This is a genomic window from Serratia sp. CY33802 (assembly GCF_052169095.1).
Classification (GTDB): Bacteria; Pseudomonadota; Gammaproteobacteria; order Enterobacterales; family Enterobacteriaceae; genus Serratia; species Serratia bockelmannii.
In genome coordinates this window covers 1,225,475-1,241,890 of the sequence record NZ_JBJNLL010000002.1, presented here as the reverse complement: position 1 = coordinate 1,241,890, position 16,416 = coordinate 1,225,475, and the positions used below count along the sequence as shown (strand labels likewise).

Below are 16,416 nucleotides of genomic sequence, written 5' to 3'. Positions count from 1 at the left end.
CTTAATCGACCATCATATTGATGTTGAGGTTGTACATAATCCAGAGTGAACCTACAACAACGATACCGATGATCATAGCGGTGAACAGCAATGCCACCAGGTTCCAGCGCTCTTCCGATGAGGTGTTCATGTGCAGGAAGTAAACCAGGTGAACAATCACCTGGATAACCGCCATACCGACAACAACCGCCAGGATGGTGGAATGAGAGGCGGAGCCGTTCATTACCATCGCAAATGGAATTACCGTCAGGATGATCGACAGGATAAAGCCGATCAGGTATGACTTCACGCTGCCGTGGCTTGCGCCGCCGTGAGAGGTTTCATGGGATGAATGGCTCATTACATAACCCCCAGCAGGTAGACAACGGTAAATACGCAGATCCAGACCACGTCCAGGAAGTGCCAGAACAGGCTCAGGCACATCAGGCGGGTTTTGTTGGTCGCGGTCAGGCCGAACTTGCTCACCTGAATCATCAGCACGATGATCCAAATCAGGCCAGAAGTCACGTGCAGACCGTGGGTGCCGACCAGCGCGAAGAAGCTGGACAGGAACGCGCTGCGATCCGGACCGAAGCCTTCGGCGATCAGGTGATGGAATTCATAGATTTCCATCGCCACGAAGCCCAGACCAAACAGGAAGGTCAGGAACAACCAGGTGTTTACACCGCCAACTTTACCTTTGTTCATGGCGATCATCGCCATGCCGTAGGTGATGGAGCTGAACAACAGCAGGAAAGTTTCGACCAGGACAAACTTCAGGTCGAAGATGTCTTTGCCTGAGGGACCGCCAGCGGTCCCGTTCACCAGGACTGCATAAGTCGCGAACAAGCTCGCAAACAAAATACAGTCGCTCATCAGGTAGATCCAGAATCCGAAGACTTTGGTCTCTCCTGCGTCGTGGTGCCCATGCTCTGCATGGGCTGCGTTATGATTGGTCAGAGTTTCAGTTGACATGGTTCACGCCTGCTTTACGGATTTGTTCGTAGTGTTGGTTCTCAATGCGCTCGATTTCATCAACCTGCACATAGTAGTCAACATCGTGATCGAAGCTCTTGCCGATCCAGACAACGATCATACCGATGAAGCCAGCCAGAGCCATCCACCAGATTTCCCAAATCATTGCGAAACCGAATACCAGGCTGAAGAAGGCGATGATAACGCCGGCGCCGGTGTTCTTAGGCATATGAATCGGTTCGTATTTAGCCGGTTTCTTATACGCTTCGCCTTTTTCTTTCATGTCCCAGAACTCATCACGGTCATGGATCTGTGGCACTACGGCAAAGTTATAGAATGGCGGTGGAGACGAGGTTGACCACTCCAGAGTACGAGCACCCCATGGGTCACCGGTCAGATCGCGGTTCTGTTCGCGGTCACGGATACTGACGAAGATCTGGGTCAGCTGGCACAGGATGCCGCAGGCGATCAGCGCCGCACCGCCGGCTGCAACCAGCAGCAGAGGGTGGAACTCAGGGTTGATGTTCTGGCTGATACGACGGGTCATGCCCATAAAGCCCAATGCGTACAGCGGCATGAAGGCGGTGAAGAAGCCGATGATCCAGAACCAGAACGCGCGGATGCCCCATTTTTCGTTCAGCGTGAAGCCGAAGGATTTCGGGAACCAGTAGGTCAGGCCCGCGAAGCAACCGAACACCACGCCGCCGATGATGACGTTGTGGAAGTGAGCGATCAGGAACAGGCTGTTGTGCAGCACGAAGTTCGCGCCCGGTACCGCCAGCAGAACGCCGGTCATACCACCCACGGAGAAGGTGATGATGAAGCCAACGGTCCACAGCATCGCGGAGTTGAGCTTGATACGGCCCTGATACATGGTGAACAGCCAGTTGAAGATTTTCACCCCGGTCGGGATGGAAATGATCATGGTGGCGATACCGAAGAAGGCGTTAACGTTCGCGCCGGACCCCATGGTGAAGAAGTGGTGCAGCCAGACGATGAACGACAGAACGGTAATCGCGATGGTTGCCCATACCAGTGAGGTATAGCCGAACAGGCGTTTTCTGGAGAAGGTTGCGGTTACTTCGGAGAACACGCCGAACACCGGCAGAACCAGGATATACACCTCTGGGTGACCCCAGGCCCAAATCAGGTTGATGTACATCATCATGTTGCCGCCCATATCATTGGTGAAGAAATGGGTGCCCAGATAGCGATCCAGGGTCAGCAGCGCGATGGTGACGGTCAGAATTGGGAAAGAAACGATGATCAGGACGTTAGTACACAGTGCCGCCCAGGTGAACACCGGCATCTTCATCAGAGGCATGCCAGGGGCGCGCATCTTCAGAATGGTGGCGAAGAAGTTCACGCCGGTCAGCAGGGTACCCAGACCGGAAATCTGCAGACTCCAGATCCAGTAATCGACCCCGACGCCAGGACTGTACTCTTTACCCGACAGCGGCGGATACGCCAGCCAACCGGTCTGAGCGAACTCACCGACCCCCAGGGAGATGTTGATCAGCACAACGCCCACCACGAAGAACCAGAAGCTCAGGGAGTTCAGGAACGGGAAGGCAACGTCGCGCGCACCGATTTGCAGCGGCACCACGACGTTCATCAGGCCGACCACGAAAGGCATCGCCATGAAGAAGATCATGATAACGCCGTGCGCGGTGAAGATCTGGTCGTAGTGGTGCGGCGGCAGGAACCCGGCTTCGCCGGCGGACGCCAACGCCTGCTGGCTACGCATCATGATGGCGTCGGCGAAGCCGCGCAGCAGCATGACCATCGCCACGACGATGTACATGATACCAATTTTTTTATGGTCGACCGAAGTCAGCCATTCGCTCCACAGCCACTTCCATTTGCCGAAATAGGTCAGCAGCGCCAGCACTGCCAGGCCCCCGACAATAATTGCGGCTACGGTGACCATGATGATCGGTTCGTGGTACGGAACCGCATCAAGTGTTAATTTTCCCAACATCAGTTATTCCTCGGCTCCGGCGTGAGCAGCATGTTCACCCATGTCCATACCTTGGCTCATGTCCATGCCTTCGTGCGCGCCAGCGCCCTTGTGCATATCCATGTCGCCCATGAATTTGGCAATTGTTTCTTTGAACAAATTCGGTTTGACAGCGGCAAAGTACTCAACCGGGTTGTTTTCACTCGGCTCTGCCAGTTTGTTAAAGTCGTCGGTGGTGTTCAGGTTTTTAGACGATGCCTTCACCTTGGCCACCCACTGATCGAAGTCGCCTTCGGTCGGGGTAACGATCGCGGTGAATTTCATACCGGAGAAGCCTGCGCCGCTATAGCTGCTGGAGATGCCCTTGTAGGCACCGGCTTCGTTGCCGATCAGGTGCAGTTTGGTCTGCATGCCGGCCATCGCATAAATCTGTCCACCCAACTGCGGGATAAAGAACGAGTTCATTACCGAGTTAGAGGTGATCTTGAATTCGACTGGAACATCTTTCGGGAAAGCCAGCTCATTAACCGTCGCAATGCCTTGTTCCGGGTAGATGAACAGCCATTTCCAGTCGAGCGACACCACTTCGATCGTCATCGGCTTCTTGTCGGTGACAATCGGCTTGAACGGGTCGAGTTCGTGGGTAGTCTTCCAGGTAATGGTGCCAAGGATGGCGATGATAATGATAGGAATGGTCCAGACGACCGCTTCGATCTTGTTGGAGTGGGCCCAGTTCGGACTGTACTTGGCGTCTTTGTTGGAAGCGCGATACTTCCAGGCAAAGGCGAACGCCATGAAGATAACTGGCACCACCACGATCAACATCAACGCGATTGCAGTGATAATCAGTGTCCGTTGCTCAACACCAATTGCTCCTTTGGGATTCATCAAAACCATATCGCAACCACTGAGCAATACAGTGGCTGCGATTAATGACAGCATCCCAATACTTTTATTGTATTTCTTAAGTCTCATCTAACGACCTCAATAACAAAGGCTCAATTGTCGTTTCATGTGTGCGGGCATTTTACGGGAAGGTTGCAGTACTGTAAACATGCTTAAGGGAGTGTCAGCGGCTTGTTGACACTTTCTGTTAAGGGGGTCACAGATGTAACCCTGCGTGACAATTTACTAATGACAACAACGCGTTGGCACGCTGAATCGTGACGAGCAGCCTGTATGTTAAGGAAAACTAAAGGTATGATGAATTTGGCGAAGAAATGCGCGGCGGGGAAATACGCAGAAAAGGTTTATTTAATGTAAAATAATTGTGTCTTAAAGGTGAATTTAATTTTATTTCCGAGCGCCGCAGTCGGATAAAAAAATAATTTCCGCGCCGATTATCTTTTTTTAGCGAAATAAATATACCCTCGGATCGCTTTTTTTTCGGCCGGCGAAATCGCCGGCCGGTCAGGTTATGCCAAACGGGTGCGGCGCAACGCCAGGTAATCCAGCGTGCTGCCCATTGCGACGCCGAGCAGGCTCAGCGCGGCGCCGACCTGCAGCAGCCGATCGGCCAACAGCGGTGCCTGTGCCCAGTCCAGCGCATTGGCGATCAGCAACAGCAACCACAGACCCAGCAACGAACAGCCTAGCGTCAGCAAGCGCAGCGCCCAACGGTAAGATTCTGAAAACTCGGTGCGCGGCATAAAGTCACCATGCTGCTGGGTGTGTTCCAGCGTCTGGCGGCAGATGCCGAGCAACAGCAAGCCTGGCAGGGCGGCGGCGATCGAGAACAGATAGAACAGCGGCCAACCATGGGCTTCGACGAACCAGCCGGCGATCGGGCCGACATAGACGCGTCCTACGGCGGACAACGCCGACAGCAGCGCGAACTGAGTGGCGGAGAACGAGCGGTTGCACAGCGTCATCAGCAGTGCCACGAAGGCCGCGGTGCCCATACCGCCACACAGGTTTTCGAGGAAGATGGCGCTGCCCATGGTGAGCAGACTCTTGTCGGTCACCGCCAGGATCCAATACCCGAGGTTGGAGACTGCCTGCAGGACGCCGAACAGCATGAGCGCACGGAACAGGCTGAGACGCTGCATCAGCACACCGCCGAACAGGGCGCCGACGATGGTAGCGAACAGGCCGAGGGTTTTGTTCACCAGCCCGACTTCACCGGCGTCGAACCCCACGCCGCGGATCAGGAACGTGGTGCTCAGGCTGCCGGCGAAGGCGTCGCCCATTTTGTACATCACGATCAGCAGCAGGATCAGCCAGGCGTTGTTGCGGCCGAAGAAATCGCGCAGCGGCGCGACGACCGCCTGTTCCATAGTGCGCGGCGCCGGGATGCTTTCGTCCGGCTCCGGCGCCAGCAGCGTGGCCGCCACGCCGATCAGCATCAACCCGGCCATCAGCCAGTAGGTGGCTTGCCAGCCGAAATAGCGATCCGCCAGCCACAGCGCCAGGCCGCCGGAAACCAGCATCGCCAGCCGGTATCCCAGCACCGATATCGCCGCACCCGTGCCGCGCTCTTCGGCTTTCAGCAGGTCGGTTTTATAAGCGTCGAACACGATATCTTGCGAGGCGGAGCAGAACGCCACCAGCACCGCCAACGCCGCCAACCACCACAGGTGCTGCGCGGGCTGCATGAAGCCCATCGCCACGATCGCGACCACCAGCAGCAGCTGGCTGATCAGCAACCAACCGCGGCGCCGTCCAAGGAACGGCGGGGTATAGCGGTCCATGAACGGCGACCAGAGGAATTTGAAGACGTAGGCCTGGCCCACCAGCGAGAAAATGCCGATGGTCTTCAGATCGATGTTTTCAACGGTCATCCAGGCTTGCAGCGTGCCGGAGGTCAATGCCAGCGGCAGACCCGACGCGAAGCCCAGCAGCAGCAGAATGGCGGAGTTACGCTGGGTGAAGATGTTCAGATAGTGTTTCGACATGAGTTCCCTGTCTGCGCCGCCCGATCCGCCGGGCGGCGCAAGGTGCGGTGATTAGCGCGCGTTTTGCTTGATGAAATCGTTGACGCTGGTGTCCTGTGCCATGTCGGCGATCACGTCGCCCAGCACGGAGTTGACGGCGTCGGTGATCTTCTCGTTGGTCGCCGTGAAGGCGCCCTGCACGTTATAGGTCGAGCGGTAATTCTTCACCTGCTTGTTGCCGTTCTTCGCCTGGGCGATGATCGAGATGTCGGCTTTGGTGGTGATGTTGTAGCGCAGGTTGCCTTCGGAGACGTCCGCGTACAGGTTATTGACGACGATCTGCAGCGCCACCGGGCCGTCGGCGCCGATCATGTAGCCGCGTGCGCCCATCTGTTTCTCCAGCACTTCCTGCAGCAGGAAACGCAGATCGCGCGATGGCGTCAGCGTGACCAGCTGGCCGTCGCGGTTTACCTTGGCCAGCGCCTGGTCGGTACGCTGATCCGCACCGTTGATGCTGACGGTGATGCCCTGCAGGGTAGGATCCTGCTGCGGCAGAACGATTTTCGGCGTGACGTTCAGGGTGTTGCTGCTGGTTGCGCAGCCGGCCAGCAGCAGGGCGGCCAGCAAAGGAAGACAAAGTTTCTTTAACATGTTTTCTGTCTCATTCTCGATGGATTTAGCAATAATCAGAGTGGGATAGCCGACAACAAATTGCCGACATCATAGCATCGCCGCCGTGCGGTGGAAGCGCGGAAGGCGCCAGAGTGACAAATTTTTACCTGCCGTTGATAAAAACACGCTTTTTTGTCCCGCTCAATCGGATAATCCCCCAAGCGACGGGGATAGCGCTCATCATTTGACCGCAGAAAAGAGAAATTTGTCCCTGCGATGGTCTAAACGGGGGAAAACCGGCTAATATTGAACTAGATGGGCACGGTCCTCTGCCGGTGTTGTAAGGAGATCCTATGATTCGCGAGCAAATAGAAGCAAAGTTAAGGGCGGCGTTTGAGCCCGCGTATCTGGAAGTCGTTGATGAAAGCTATCGTCATAACGTTCCGGCGGGTTCAGAAAGCCATTTCAAAGTGGTATTGGTCAGCGATCGCTTCGTCGGCGAACGTTTTTTGACGCGTCACCGCTCCATCTACGGGGTATTGTCGGAAGAGTTGGCCGATGGCGTACACGCGCTGGCGCTGCACACCTATACGCTCAAGGAGTGGGAAGGGTTGCAGGATACCGTGCCGGCCTCGCCGCCGTGCCGCGGCGCTGGGACGCTGGCCTGAGGGGGAAATTTTCAGGTATCAGTGGAACTTTGCCCTTGAATTAGGGTATTACTACTGACGAATTTTGAAACGGCCTGCGGGCCGTTTCTGTTTTTGACGACGACACGGCCGACGCGCAATGTGGCCAACGTTCGGTCTGTTTTGGCGGCCTTTTGGCGATCGAATCGGCAAAAGTGTGAGTTTTAGCGCGCCTGCGCCGCCTAGCTTTCCTCGACTCGCCACGCATGCGCCGCTATAATGTCGCGTCTTATTTTTCCGGAATGGTTTCGGGACGCTTCTGTCATCAGGGAACTCGGTTCTTATCTGTAGCCGTCCTGGTTCTTGGAACGGAGTTGACCGAGCACTGTGATTTTTTTGAGGTAACAAGATGCAAGTTTCAGTAGAAACCACTCAAGGCCTTGGGCGCCGTCTCTCTATTACTGTACCGGCTGATACTATCAAGCAGGCGGTGAAGAAAGAGCTGATCAACGCAGCGAAAAGTGTGCGTATCGACGGCTTCCGCAAAGGCAAAGTGCCGATGAACATCGTGGAACAGCGTTACGGCGCTTCTGTTCGTCAGGACGTGCTGGGCGAAGCGATGCAGCGCAGCTTCGTTGATGCGATCATCAAAGAAAAGATTAATCCGGCCGGCGCACCAAACTACGTGCCGGGCGAGTACAAAGAAGGTGAAGACTTCACTTTCGCCGTTGAATTCGAAGTGTATCCAGAAGTTGAGCTGAAAGGCCTGGAAAACATCGAAGTTGAAAAACCTGTGGTCGAAGTGAACGACGAAGACGTCGACGCGATGCTGGACACCCTGCGCAAGCAGCAGGCGACCTGGAAAGAAACCGATCGCGCAGCGGAAGCTGAAGATCGCGTGACCGTTGACTTCACCGGTTCTATCGACGGTGAAGAGTTCGAAGGCGGCAAAGCGTCTGACTTCGTGCTGGCAATGGGCCAGGGCCGCATGATCCCAGGCTTCGAAGAAGGTCTGGTCGGTCACAAAGCGGGCGAAGAGTTCTCCATCGACGTGAACTTCCCGGAAGATTACCACGCGGAAAACCTGAAGGGCAAAGCGGCCAAATTCGCTATCGTGCTGAAGAAAGTTGAAGAGCGCGAACTGCCGGAACTGACCGAAGAGTTCATCAAACGTTTCGGCGTGGCGGACGGTTCCGTTGCCGGCCTGCGCACCGAAGTTCGCAAGAACATGGAGCGCGAGCTGAAAGGCGCCGTGCGTAACCGCATCAAGTCTCAGGCGATCGATGGCCTGGTGAGCGCGAACGAAATTGACGTGCCTGCTGCCCTGATCGACGGCGAAATCGACGTACTGCGTCGTCAGGCTGCACAGCGTTTCGGCGGCAACGAGAAGCAAGCGCTGGAACTGCCACGCGAGCTGTTTGAAGAGCAAGCGAAACGCCGCGTAGTGGTTGGCCTGCTGCTGGGCGAAGTGATCAGCACCAACGATCTGAAAGCTGACGAAGACCGCGTGAAGACGCTGATCGAAGAAATGGCTTCTGCCTACGAAGATCCAAGCGAAGTCATCGAGTTCTACAGCAAAAACAAAGAGCTGATGAACAACATGCGCAACGTGGCTCTGGAAGAGCAAGCGGTTGAAGCCCTGCTGGCAAAAGCGAAAGTGACAGAAAAAGCCACTACCTTCAGCGAGCTGATGAACCAGACTCAACAGGCGTAATGCCGGCGTGCCGGGCGCAATGAACGGCGCCCCCGGTTTCGCCTGGCGAACCGGCGCCCGATGAAAAAGCCCGCAACCTCAGGTTGCGGGCTTTTCTTTTTGCCACGTTGCTGATTAATCTCAGGTTAAACGGGGCAATATGCACTATATTTACCCTGTTGCCTGGGGAACTGGCTGGCATGATAACGGTCAGATTAACGGCATCGTTTTCGGCGCGAGGAGAAAATCGGCCTCTGGGCTTGAAATCGCGCCGGGCTCCCCCAATCTGTAAAGAATAATTCTGGGGCTGTTTGCCAAAGTGCGCGGGATGAAATAACCGTCGGGTACGTGTGGCGCGGGTCGAATGCTTGAGCATAGTCATCATGGCCGTTCTCAAGTAGAATCGGCGTATTAGGGTGACACCCTGGCCGCCAAGGCAATTTCTATTAGGAGACGGTAATGTCATACAGTGGCGAACGAGATCAATTTGCACCGAACATGGCGCTGGTGCCGATGGTGGTAGAGCAGACTTCACGCGGGGAGCGTTCTTACGACATCTATTCCCGCCTGCTGAAAGAGCGCATCATTTTCCTGACCGGCCAGGTGGAAGATCACATGGCCAACCTGATCGTGGCGCAAATGCTGTTCCTCGAAGCGGAAAGCCCGGAAAAAGACATTTACCTCTACATCAACTCGCCGGGTGGGGTAATTACCGCGGGCATGTCGATTTACGACACCATGAAGTTCATCAAACCGGACGTCAGCACTATCTGTATGGGCCAGGCGTGCTCGATGGGCTCCTTCCTGCTGACCGCCGGCGCCAAAGGCAAGCGTTTCTGCCTGCCGAACTCGCGCGTGATGATTCACCAGCCGCTGGGCGGCTACCAGGGCCAGGCGACGGACATCGAAATCCACGCGCGTGAAATCCTCAAGGTGAAAGCGCGCATGAACGAACTGATGGCCGAGCATACTGGCCAGCCGCTGGAGCAGATCGAACGCGACACCGAGCGCGATCGCTTTATGACCGCGGAAGAAGCCGTGGAATACGGCCTGGTTGACGGCATTCTGACACACCGCAGCTAGAACCACGCGGCGCCGATGGACTATAGTAATCAGAGTGGGCAGGGGCTCGCTCTGTTGTAGCCCCTCGGCGTTCCCGATATGAGTTTGGGCGCACTGCCGCCGTGATTTTCCTGCGGGACAAGACTAAAGAAGAGGTTTGACTGATGACAGATAAGCGCAAAGACGGTTCAGGAAAGCTGCTGTACTGCTCTTTTTGCGGCAAAAGCCAGCATGAAGTGCGTAAGCTGATTGCCGGGCCGTCAGTGTATATCTGCGATGAATGTGTCGATCTGTGTAACGACATTATTCGCGAAGAGATTAAAGAAGTTGCCCCGCATCGTGAGCGCAGTGCGCTGCCGACGCCGCACGAAATTCGCCACCACCTGGATGACTACGTCATCGGCCAGGAGCAGGCGAAGAAAGTGCTGGCGGTTGCGGTGTACAACCACTACAAACGCCTGCGCAACGGCGATACCAGCAACGGTATCGAGTTGGGCAAGAGCAACATCTTGCTGATCGGCCCGACCGGCAGCGGTAAAACCCTGCTGGCGGAAACGCTGGCGCGTTTCCTGGACGTGCCGTTCACCATGGCCGACGCCACCACGCTGACCGAAGCCGGTTACGTGGGCGAGGACGTGGAAAATATTATCCAGAAGCTGTTGCAAAAATGTGACTATGACGTGCAAAAAGCGCAGCGCGGCATCGTTTATATCGATGAAATCGATAAGATTTCCCGCAAGTCCGACAACCCGTCGATCACGCGTGACGTCTCGGGTGAAGGCGTGCAGCAGGCGCTGCTGAAGCTGATTGAAGGCACCATCGCCGCGGTTCCGCCGCAGGGCGGGCGCAAGCATCCGCAGCAGGAGTTCCTGCAGGTCGATACCTCCAAGATCCTGTTTATCTGCGGCGGCGCATTTGCCGGCCTGGATAAGGTGATCGGTCAGCGCGTCAACACCGGCTCCGGCATCGGCTTCGGCGCGACCGTCAAGGGCGAGTCCGAGAAGGCGACCGAAGGCGAACTGCTGCTGCAGGCCGAACCGGAAGACCTGATCAAATTCGGGCTGATCCCTGAGTTCATCGGCCGTTTGCCAGTCGTGGCGACCCTGAGCGAACTGAGCGAAGACGCGCTGATTCAGATCCTGAAAGAGCCGAAGAACGCCCTGACCAAGCAGTACCAGGCGCTGTTCAACCTGGAAGGCGTGGAGCTGGAGTTCCGTGACGAAGCGCTGAACGCCATCGCCAAGAAAGCCATGGCGCGCAAAACCGGCGCCCGCGGCCTGCGTTCCATCGTGGAAGGTGCGCTGCTCGACACCATGTACGATCTGCCGTCGATGGACAGCGTAGACAAAGTGGTGATCGACGAGTCGGTGATCGCCGGCCAATCCAAGCCGCTGCTGATTTACGGCAAGCCGGAAGCCCAGGCATCTGGCGAATAATTAGCCAGTCAAACCAGAGCGTTATCAGCAAAATGGGGGATTTCATCCCCCATTTCTTTTTCCTGCATTCTTGCCGTTGAATGTAAGAGATTCATCCCCATATACTCATTAACCAGATTTTATGAAACGTTAGATGCTTGCGTCTCATGAGATTCCCCCTCAACCTGGCGGAAATTAAACTAAGAGAGAGCTCTATGAACCCTGAGCGTTCCGAACGCATTGAAATCCCCGTCCTGCCATTGCGCGACGTGGTGGTTTATCCGCACATGGTGATCCCGTTATTTGTTGGCCGGGAAAAATCGATTCGGTGCCTCGAAGCCGCAATGGATCACGATAAGAAGATCATGCTGGTGGCACAGAAAGAGGCCTCAACGGATGAACCTGGCATTAACGACTTGTTCTCGGTTGGCACCGTAGCGTCGATCCTGCAGATGCTGAAGCTGCCGGACGGCACGGTAAAAGTGCTGGTCGAGGGGCTGCAGCGCGCGCGCATCACTACGCTGTCCGACAGCGGTGAGCATTTCGCCGCGCAGGCGGAATACCTGGAGTCGCCATCGATCGACGAGCGCGAGCAGGAAGTGCTGGTGCGCACCGCGATCAATCAGTTTGAAGGCTATATCAAGCTGAACAAAAAAATCCCGCCGGAGGTGCTGACCTCACTGAACAGCATCGACGACGCCGCGCGCCTGGCGGACACCATCGCCGCTCACATGCCGCTGAAACTCAGCGACAAGCAGTCGGTGCTCGAGATGTCCGACATCACCGAGCGTCTGGAATACCTGATGGCGATGATGGAATCGGAGATCGACCTGCTGCAGGTTGAGAAACGTATCCGCAACCGCGTCAAGAAGCAGATGGAGAAGAGCCAGCGCGAGTACTATCTGAATGAGCAGATGAAGGCGATTCAGAAAGAACTGGGCGAAATGGACGATGCGCCGGACGAGCACGAAGCGCTGAAGCGCAAGATCGATGCGGCGAAAATGCCGAAAGAGGCGCGCGAGAAAACCGAAGCGGAACTGCAAAAGCTGAAGATGATGTCGCCGATGTCGGCGGAAGCGACCGTGGTGCGCGGCTACATCGACTGGATGCTGCAGGTGCCGTGGAATGCGCGCAGCAAGGTGAAAAAAGACCTGAACAAGGCGCAGGAAGTGCTCGATACCGATCACTACGGCCTTGAGCGCGTCAAGGATCGCATCCTCGAGTACCTCGCGGTTCAGAGCCGCGTCAGCAAAATCAAGGGGCCGATCCTGTGTCTGGTGGGGCCACCGGGCGTGGGTAAAACCTCACTGGGGCAGTCGATCGCCAAAGCGACCGGTCGCCAGTACGTGCGCATGGCGCTGGGCGGCGTGCGTGACGAAGCGGAAATCCGCGGTCACCGTCGTACCTACATCGGTTCGATGCCAGGCAAACTGATCCAGAAGATGGCTAAGGTTGGGGTGAAGAACCCGCTGTTCCTGCTGGATGAGATCGACAAGATGTCTTCCGACATGCGCGGCGATCCGGCTTCCGCTCTGCTGGAGGTGCTGGATCCGGAACAGAACGTGGCGTTCAACGACCACTACCTGGAAGTCGATTACGATCTGTCCGACGTGATGTTCGTTGCCACCTCGAACTCGATGAACATTCCTGCGCCGCTGCTGGACCGTATGGAAGTGATCCGCCTGTCGGGTTACACCGAGGACGAGAAGCTCAACATCGCCAAGCAGCACCTGCTGCCGAAGCAGCTTGAGCGCAACGCGCTGAAAAAAGGCGAACTGACGGTCGACGACAGCGCCATCATCGGCATCATTCGCTTCTACACCCGCGAAGCCGGGGTGCGTAGCCTGGAGCGTGAAATCTCTAAGCTGTGCCGTAAAGCGGTGAAAACGTTGCTGATGGACAAGAAGCTCAAGCATATCGAGATCAACGGCGACAACCTGAAGGATTACCTGGGCGTGCAGCGCGTCGATTACGGCCGTGCGGATACCGAAAACCGCGTGGGCGAAGTCACCGGGCTGGCGTGGACGGAAGTGGGCGGCGATCTGCTGACCATCGAAACCGCCTGCGTGCCGGGCAAAGGCAAGCTGACCTACACCGGTTCCCTGGGTGAGGTGATGCAGGAATCGATTCAGGCGGCGCTGACCGTGGTGCGTGCGCGCGCGGAGAAATTGGGCATCAACGCCGATTTCTACGAGAAACGCGACATCCACGTGCACGTGCCGGAAGGGGCGACGCCGAAAGACGGCCCGAGCGCCGGTATCGCGATGTGCACCGCGCTGGTCTCCTGCCTGACCGGTAACCCGGTACGCGCCGATGTGGCCATGACCGGCGAGATCACGCTGCGCGGCCAGGTGTTGCCGATCGGCGGCCTGAAAGAGAAGCTGTTGGCGGCGCATCGCGGCGGCATCAAAACCGTGCTGATCCCTTACGAGAACAAGCGCGATCTGGAGGAGATCCCGGACAATGTTATCGCCGATCTGGAGATTCATCCGGTGCAGCGAATCGATGAAGTTTTGAACATTGCGTTGCAAAACCCGGCCTTCGGCGCACTGCCGGTAGCGGCAAAATAGTGACGAATCGCAAAAACCATTGATAAAACTTATACTGGCAAGCCATTTCGGACTTGCCAGTATTTTTTTGTACCGCTAAGTTAGATCTCTGTCGGCCCGCGTTTTGCCACCCAGTCGGTGGCTTGCCAAGGTTCGATGGGATTGATATAACAGCTGCGCTGTCGCAACCGTAGGGATTTTTCGGTGCGACGATAGAATTCTAGAGGGGATGATAGAGTGAATAAGTCACAACTGATCGACAAGATTGCCGCAGGTGCTGATATTTCCAAAGCGGCAGCGGGACGTGCTTTAGACGCAGTAATCGCTTCCGTTACCGACTCTCTGAAAGCAGGGGATGACGTGGCTCTGGTAGGTTTCGGTTCCTTCACCGTGCGTGAACGTTCGGCTCGTACCGGCCGCAACCCGCAGACCGGTAAAGAGATCAAAATCGCGGCAGCCAAAGTACCGGCCTTCCGTGCAGGGAAAGCGCTGAAAGACGCTGTAAACTGATTTAGCGTCTAACCGTTTAGCGTAACAGGGTTTTGTAATAAACAATCACCTGACGCAGCGGTGCTGGTAAGGTAAGATACAAGGCGCATCGGACTGATGCGCTTTTTTTATTTTTGTCGCAGGGAACGCGCCTGCACAAGGGTTGTTAATCCACATCACAGCGGAGTGTTGTCACACTATGATGGACAATTTACGCGCGGCTGCCAATCACGTCGTGCTCAAAATCATCCTGGCCCTGATCATCCTGTCATTCGTTCTGACCGGGGTGGGTAACTACCTGATCGGCGGCTCCGGCGATTATGCTGCGAAAGTAAATGGTCAGACGATCGAACGCGCTCAGCTGGAACAGGCTTTCCAAAGCGAGCGTAGCCGCATGCAGCAGCAACTGGGTGACCAGTTCTCCGCGCTGGCCGGCAACGAAGGCTACATGCAGCAGATGCGCCGTCAGGTGTTGTCCCAGTTGATCGACAACATGCTGCTCGACCAGTACGCCAAGAAACTGGGCCTGACGGTCAGCGACGATCAGATCAAGGACGCCATCCGTAAGGCGCCTTACTTCCAGACCAACGGCCAGTTTGATAACGCCAAATACCTCGACCTGATCGGCCGCATGGGCTACACCGCCGACAATTTCGCGCAGTCGATGCGTCAGCAATTGGTCAATCAGCAGGTGATCCAGGCCTTCGGCGATTCCGGCTTTGTGCTGCCGTCCGAATCGCAAGCCATGGCGGCGTTGGTGCTGCAGGAGCGCGACGTGCGCCTGGCGACCATCGATTTGAAAGCGCTGCAGGCGAAACAGAGCGCCGGCGACGACGAACTGAAGGCGTATTACGATCAGAATAAAAACAGCTTCATCGCTCCGGAGCAGGTGAAGGTGAGCTATATCCCGCTGGACGCCGCGTCCATGCAGGACAAGGTGAAAGTGAGCGAAGAGGACATCAGCGCTTACTATGACCAGCACAAGAGCAGCTATGGCCAGCCGGAGCGTAAAAACTACAGCGTGATCCAGCTGAAAACCGAGGCGGAAGCCAACGCGGCGCTGGACGAGCTGAAGAAGGGTGCCGATTTCGCCACCCTGGCGAAAGAGAAATCCACCGACATCATCTCACGCCGTACCGGCGGTGAGCTGGGTTGGCTGGAGCCGGAAACCACCGCCGACGAGCTGAAACAGGCTAACCTGACCGAGAAAGGGCAGCTGTCCGGCGTGGTGAAATCCTCTGTCGGTTTCCTGATCGTGCGTTTGAACGACATCGAACCTGAGAAACTGAAACCGCTGAGCGAAGTGCATGACGCTATCGCCAAGCAGGTGCAGCAGGAGAAAGCGGTAGACGCGTATTACGCGCTGCAGCAGAAGGTGAGCGAAGCGGCGACCAGCGACAACGAATCACTGGCCTCGGCTGAAGAAGCGGCCGGCGTGAAAGCGGCGCAAAGCGACTGGTTCACCCGCGACAACATTCCCGCCGCGCTGAACTTCAAGCCGGTCGTGCAGGCGATCTTCGACGGCTCGCTGATCGGCGAGAACGGCGCGCCGGGCAGCAACTCTGACGTTATCACCGTAGACGGCGACCGCGCCTTCGTGGTGCGCGTGAGTGGCCACAAGCCGGAAGGCATCGAGCCGTTCGACCAGGTCAAAGACCGCGTGGCAGATCTGGTGAAGCGCAACAAGGCGCTGCAGGCAGCGAAGCTGCAGGGTGAGAAGCTGCTGGTTGAGCTGAAGCAGGGCAAGGGCGACGAGGCGATGAAAGCCGCCGGCCTGAGCTTTGGCGCCGTGCAGAAGATGGCGCGCGCGCCGGAAGACAGCCAGCTGGTGGAGAGCGTGTTCGCGCTGCCGCACCCGCAGGATGGCAAACCGGTGTACGGCATGTCGCAGGATCGCCAGGACAACGTGGTGCTGATCGCACTCGATGCGGTGAAGCCAGGCACGCTGCCGGAAGACGAAATGAAAACCTTCGTCGGCAAGATGGAAGAGGGCGCGACCGGCGTTTCCTTCGATTCGCTGCTGGCGAGCCTGCGTAAAGAAGCCAAAATCAAAATGGGCGCCGCTGAGCAACAGCCGCAGTAATCGCCGCATTTTTCTGCAACGCAGTGCAACAAACAAAGGCCGCTTTCGCGGCCTTTTCCACATCTGATATCCGCCGATTGCTGAATATCCGCCGCCGCGG

Annotated in this window: 13 protein-coding genes; 7 read left to right on the top strand and 6 right to left on the bottom strand. The window is 56.5% G+C overall.

Annotated elements, in window-relative coordinates; genetic code table 11:
* Window position 1 precedes the first annotated feature (1 nt).
* The 6 genes from ACJ8HA_RS12560 to ACJ8HA_RS12535 all read right to left on the bottom strand — a co-directional run bounded on the left by ACJ8HA_RS12560 (window position 2) and on the right by ACJ8HA_RS12535 (window position 6,438).
* Window positions 2-340: a cytochrome o ubiquinol oxidase subunit IV gene (locus ACJ8HA_RS12560; RefSeq protein WP_016928864.1), complete on the bottom strand. Its 339-nt coding sequence runs from the start codon at window positions 338-340 to the stop codon at window positions 2-4.
* Complete coding sequence (locus ACJ8HA_RS12555; RefSeq protein ID WP_004940367.1) at window positions 340-954, bottom strand: cytochrome o ubiquinol oxidase subunit III; 615 nt, start codon at window positions 952-954, stop codon at window positions 340-342. Before ACJ8HA_RS12555 ends, ACJ8HA_RS12560 begins: the two co-directional genes overlap by 1 nt.
* Entirely contained in the window at window positions 944-2,935 is a 1,992-nt protein-coding gene (cyoB, locus tag ACJ8HA_RS12550) for a cytochrome o ubiquinol oxidase subunit I (protein WP_025301762.1), read from the bottom strand. Before cyoB ends, ACJ8HA_RS12555 begins: the two co-directional genes overlap by 11 nt.
* A 3-nt stretch (window positions 2,936-2,938) precedes the next feature.
* Entirely contained in the window at window positions 2,939-3,889 is a 951-nt protein-coding gene (cyoA, locus tag ACJ8HA_RS12545) for a cytochrome o ubiquinol oxidase subunit II (RefSeq protein WP_025301763.1), read from the bottom strand.
* 440 nt (window positions 3,890-4,329) lie between these two features.
* Window positions 4,330-5,808 carry a muropeptide MFS transporter AmpG gene (gene ampG, locus ACJ8HA_RS12540; RefSeq protein ID WP_025301764.1) on the bottom strand — a complete coding sequence of 493 codons (1,479 nt, stop codon included), beginning with the start codon at window positions 5,806-5,808 and terminating at the stop codon, window positions 4,330-4,332.
* Window positions 5,809-5,859: 51 nt separating this feature from the next.
* Window positions 5,860-6,438, bottom strand: a complete 579-nt coding sequence (locus ACJ8HA_RS12535) for a lipoprotein (RefSeq protein WP_033634001.1) — start codon at window positions 6,436-6,438, stop codon at window positions 5,860-5,862.
* 314 nt (window positions 6,439-6,752) lie between these two features.
* Here ACJ8HA_RS12535 and bolA point away from each other — a divergent pair, with 314 nt between their 5' ends.
* The 7 genes from bolA to ppiD all read left to right on the top strand — a co-directional run bounded on the left by bolA (window position 6,753) and on the right by ppiD (window position 16,316).
* Window positions 6,753-7,067: a transcriptional regulator BolA gene (bolA, locus tag ACJ8HA_RS12530; RefSeq protein ID WP_004940361.1), complete on the top strand. Its 315-nt coding sequence runs from the start codon at window positions 6,753-6,755 to the stop codon at window positions 7,065-7,067.
* A 367-nt stretch (window positions 7,068-7,434) separates the two neighbouring features.
* Window positions 7,435-8,739 carry a trigger factor gene (gene tig / locus ACJ8HA_RS12525; protein WP_004940358.1) on the top strand — a complete coding sequence of 435 codons (1,305 nt, stop codon included), beginning with the start codon at window positions 7,435-7,437 and terminating at the stop codon, window positions 8,737-8,739.
* A 438-nt stretch (window positions 8,740-9,177) separates the two neighbouring features.
* On the top strand, window positions 9,178-9,801 hold the full coding sequence (clpP, locus tag ACJ8HA_RS12520; protein WP_004940356.1) for an ATP-dependent Clp endopeptidase proteolytic subunit ClpP: 624 nt from the start codon (window positions 9,178-9,180) through the stop codon (window positions 9,799-9,801).
* 143 nt (window positions 9,802-9,944) lie between these two features.
* Window positions 9,945-11,216: an ATP-dependent protease ATP-binding subunit ClpX gene (clpX, locus tag ACJ8HA_RS12515; protein WP_004940354.1), complete on the top strand. Its 1,272-nt coding sequence runs from the start codon at window positions 9,945-9,947 to the stop codon at window positions 11,214-11,216.
* A 194-nt stretch (window positions 11,217-11,410) separates the two neighbouring features.
* A complete protein-coding gene (gene lon / locus ACJ8HA_RS12510; protein ID WP_025301766.1) occupies window positions 11,411-13,765 on the top strand; it encodes an endopeptidase La in 2,355 nt (784 codons plus the stop codon).
* A 216-nt stretch (window positions 13,766-13,981) separates the two neighbouring features.
* The gene (hupB, locus tag ACJ8HA_RS12505; RefSeq protein WP_004940351.1) at window positions 13,982-14,254 is read left to right on the top strand and encodes a nucleoid-associated protein HU-beta; all 273 of its coding nucleotides are present in this window, start codon (window positions 13,982-13,984) and stop codon (window positions 14,252-14,254) included.
* A gap of 178 nt (window positions 14,255-14,432) precedes the next feature.
* A complete protein-coding gene (gene ppiD / locus ACJ8HA_RS12500) occupies window positions 14,433-16,316 on the top strand; it encodes a peptidylprolyl isomerase (protein ID WP_049209308.1) in 1,884 nt (627 codons plus the stop codon).
* The last annotated feature ends 100 nt before the right edge of the window (window positions 16,317-16,416 follow it).

Bases quoted from the DNA above. Each gene is read 5' to 3' on its own strand.
- ACJ8HA_RS12560 (WP_016928864.1), bottom strand. From the start codon at position 340: ATGAGCCATTCATCCCATGAAACCTCTCACGGCGGCGCAAGCCACGGC.
- ACJ8HA_RS12555 (WP_004940367.1), bottom strand. From the start codon at position 954: ATGTCAACTGAAACTCTGACCAATCATAACGCAGCCCATGCAGAGCAT.
- cyoB (WP_025301762.1), bottom strand. From the start codon at position 2,935: ATGTTGGGAAAATTAACACTTGATGCGGTTCCGTACCACGAACCGATC.
- cyoA (WP_025301763.1), bottom strand. From the start codon at position 3,889: ATGAGACTTAAGAAATACAATAAAAGTATTGGGATGCTGTCATTAATC.
- ampG (WP_025301764.1), bottom strand. From the start codon at position 5,808: ATGTCGAAACACTATCTGAACATCTTCACCCAGCGTAACTCCGCCATT.
- ACJ8HA_RS12535 (WP_033634001.1), bottom strand. From the start codon at position 6,438: ATGTTAAAGAAACTTTGTCTTCCTTTGCTGGCCGCCCTGCTGCTGGCC.
- bolA (WP_004940361.1), top strand. From the start codon at position 6,753: ATGATTCGCGAGCAAATAGAAGCAAAGTTAAGGGCGGCGTTTGAGCCC.
- tig (WP_004940358.1), top strand. From the start codon at position 7,435: ATGCAAGTTTCAGTAGAAACCACTCAAGGCCTTGGGCGCCGTCTCTCT.
- clpP (WP_004940356.1), top strand. From the start codon at position 9,178: ATGTCATACAGTGGCGAACGAGATCAATTTGCACCGAACATGGCGCTG.
- clpX (WP_004940354.1), top strand. From the start codon at position 9,945: ATGACAGATAAGCGCAAAGACGGTTCAGGAAAGCTGCTGTACTGCTCT.
- lon (WP_025301766.1), top strand. From the start codon at position 11,411: ATGAACCCTGAGCGTTCCGAACGCATTGAAATCCCCGTCCTGCCATTG.
- ppiD (WP_049209308.1), top strand. From the start codon at position 14,433: ATGATGGACAATTTACGCGCGGCTGCCAATCACGTCGTGCTCAAAATC.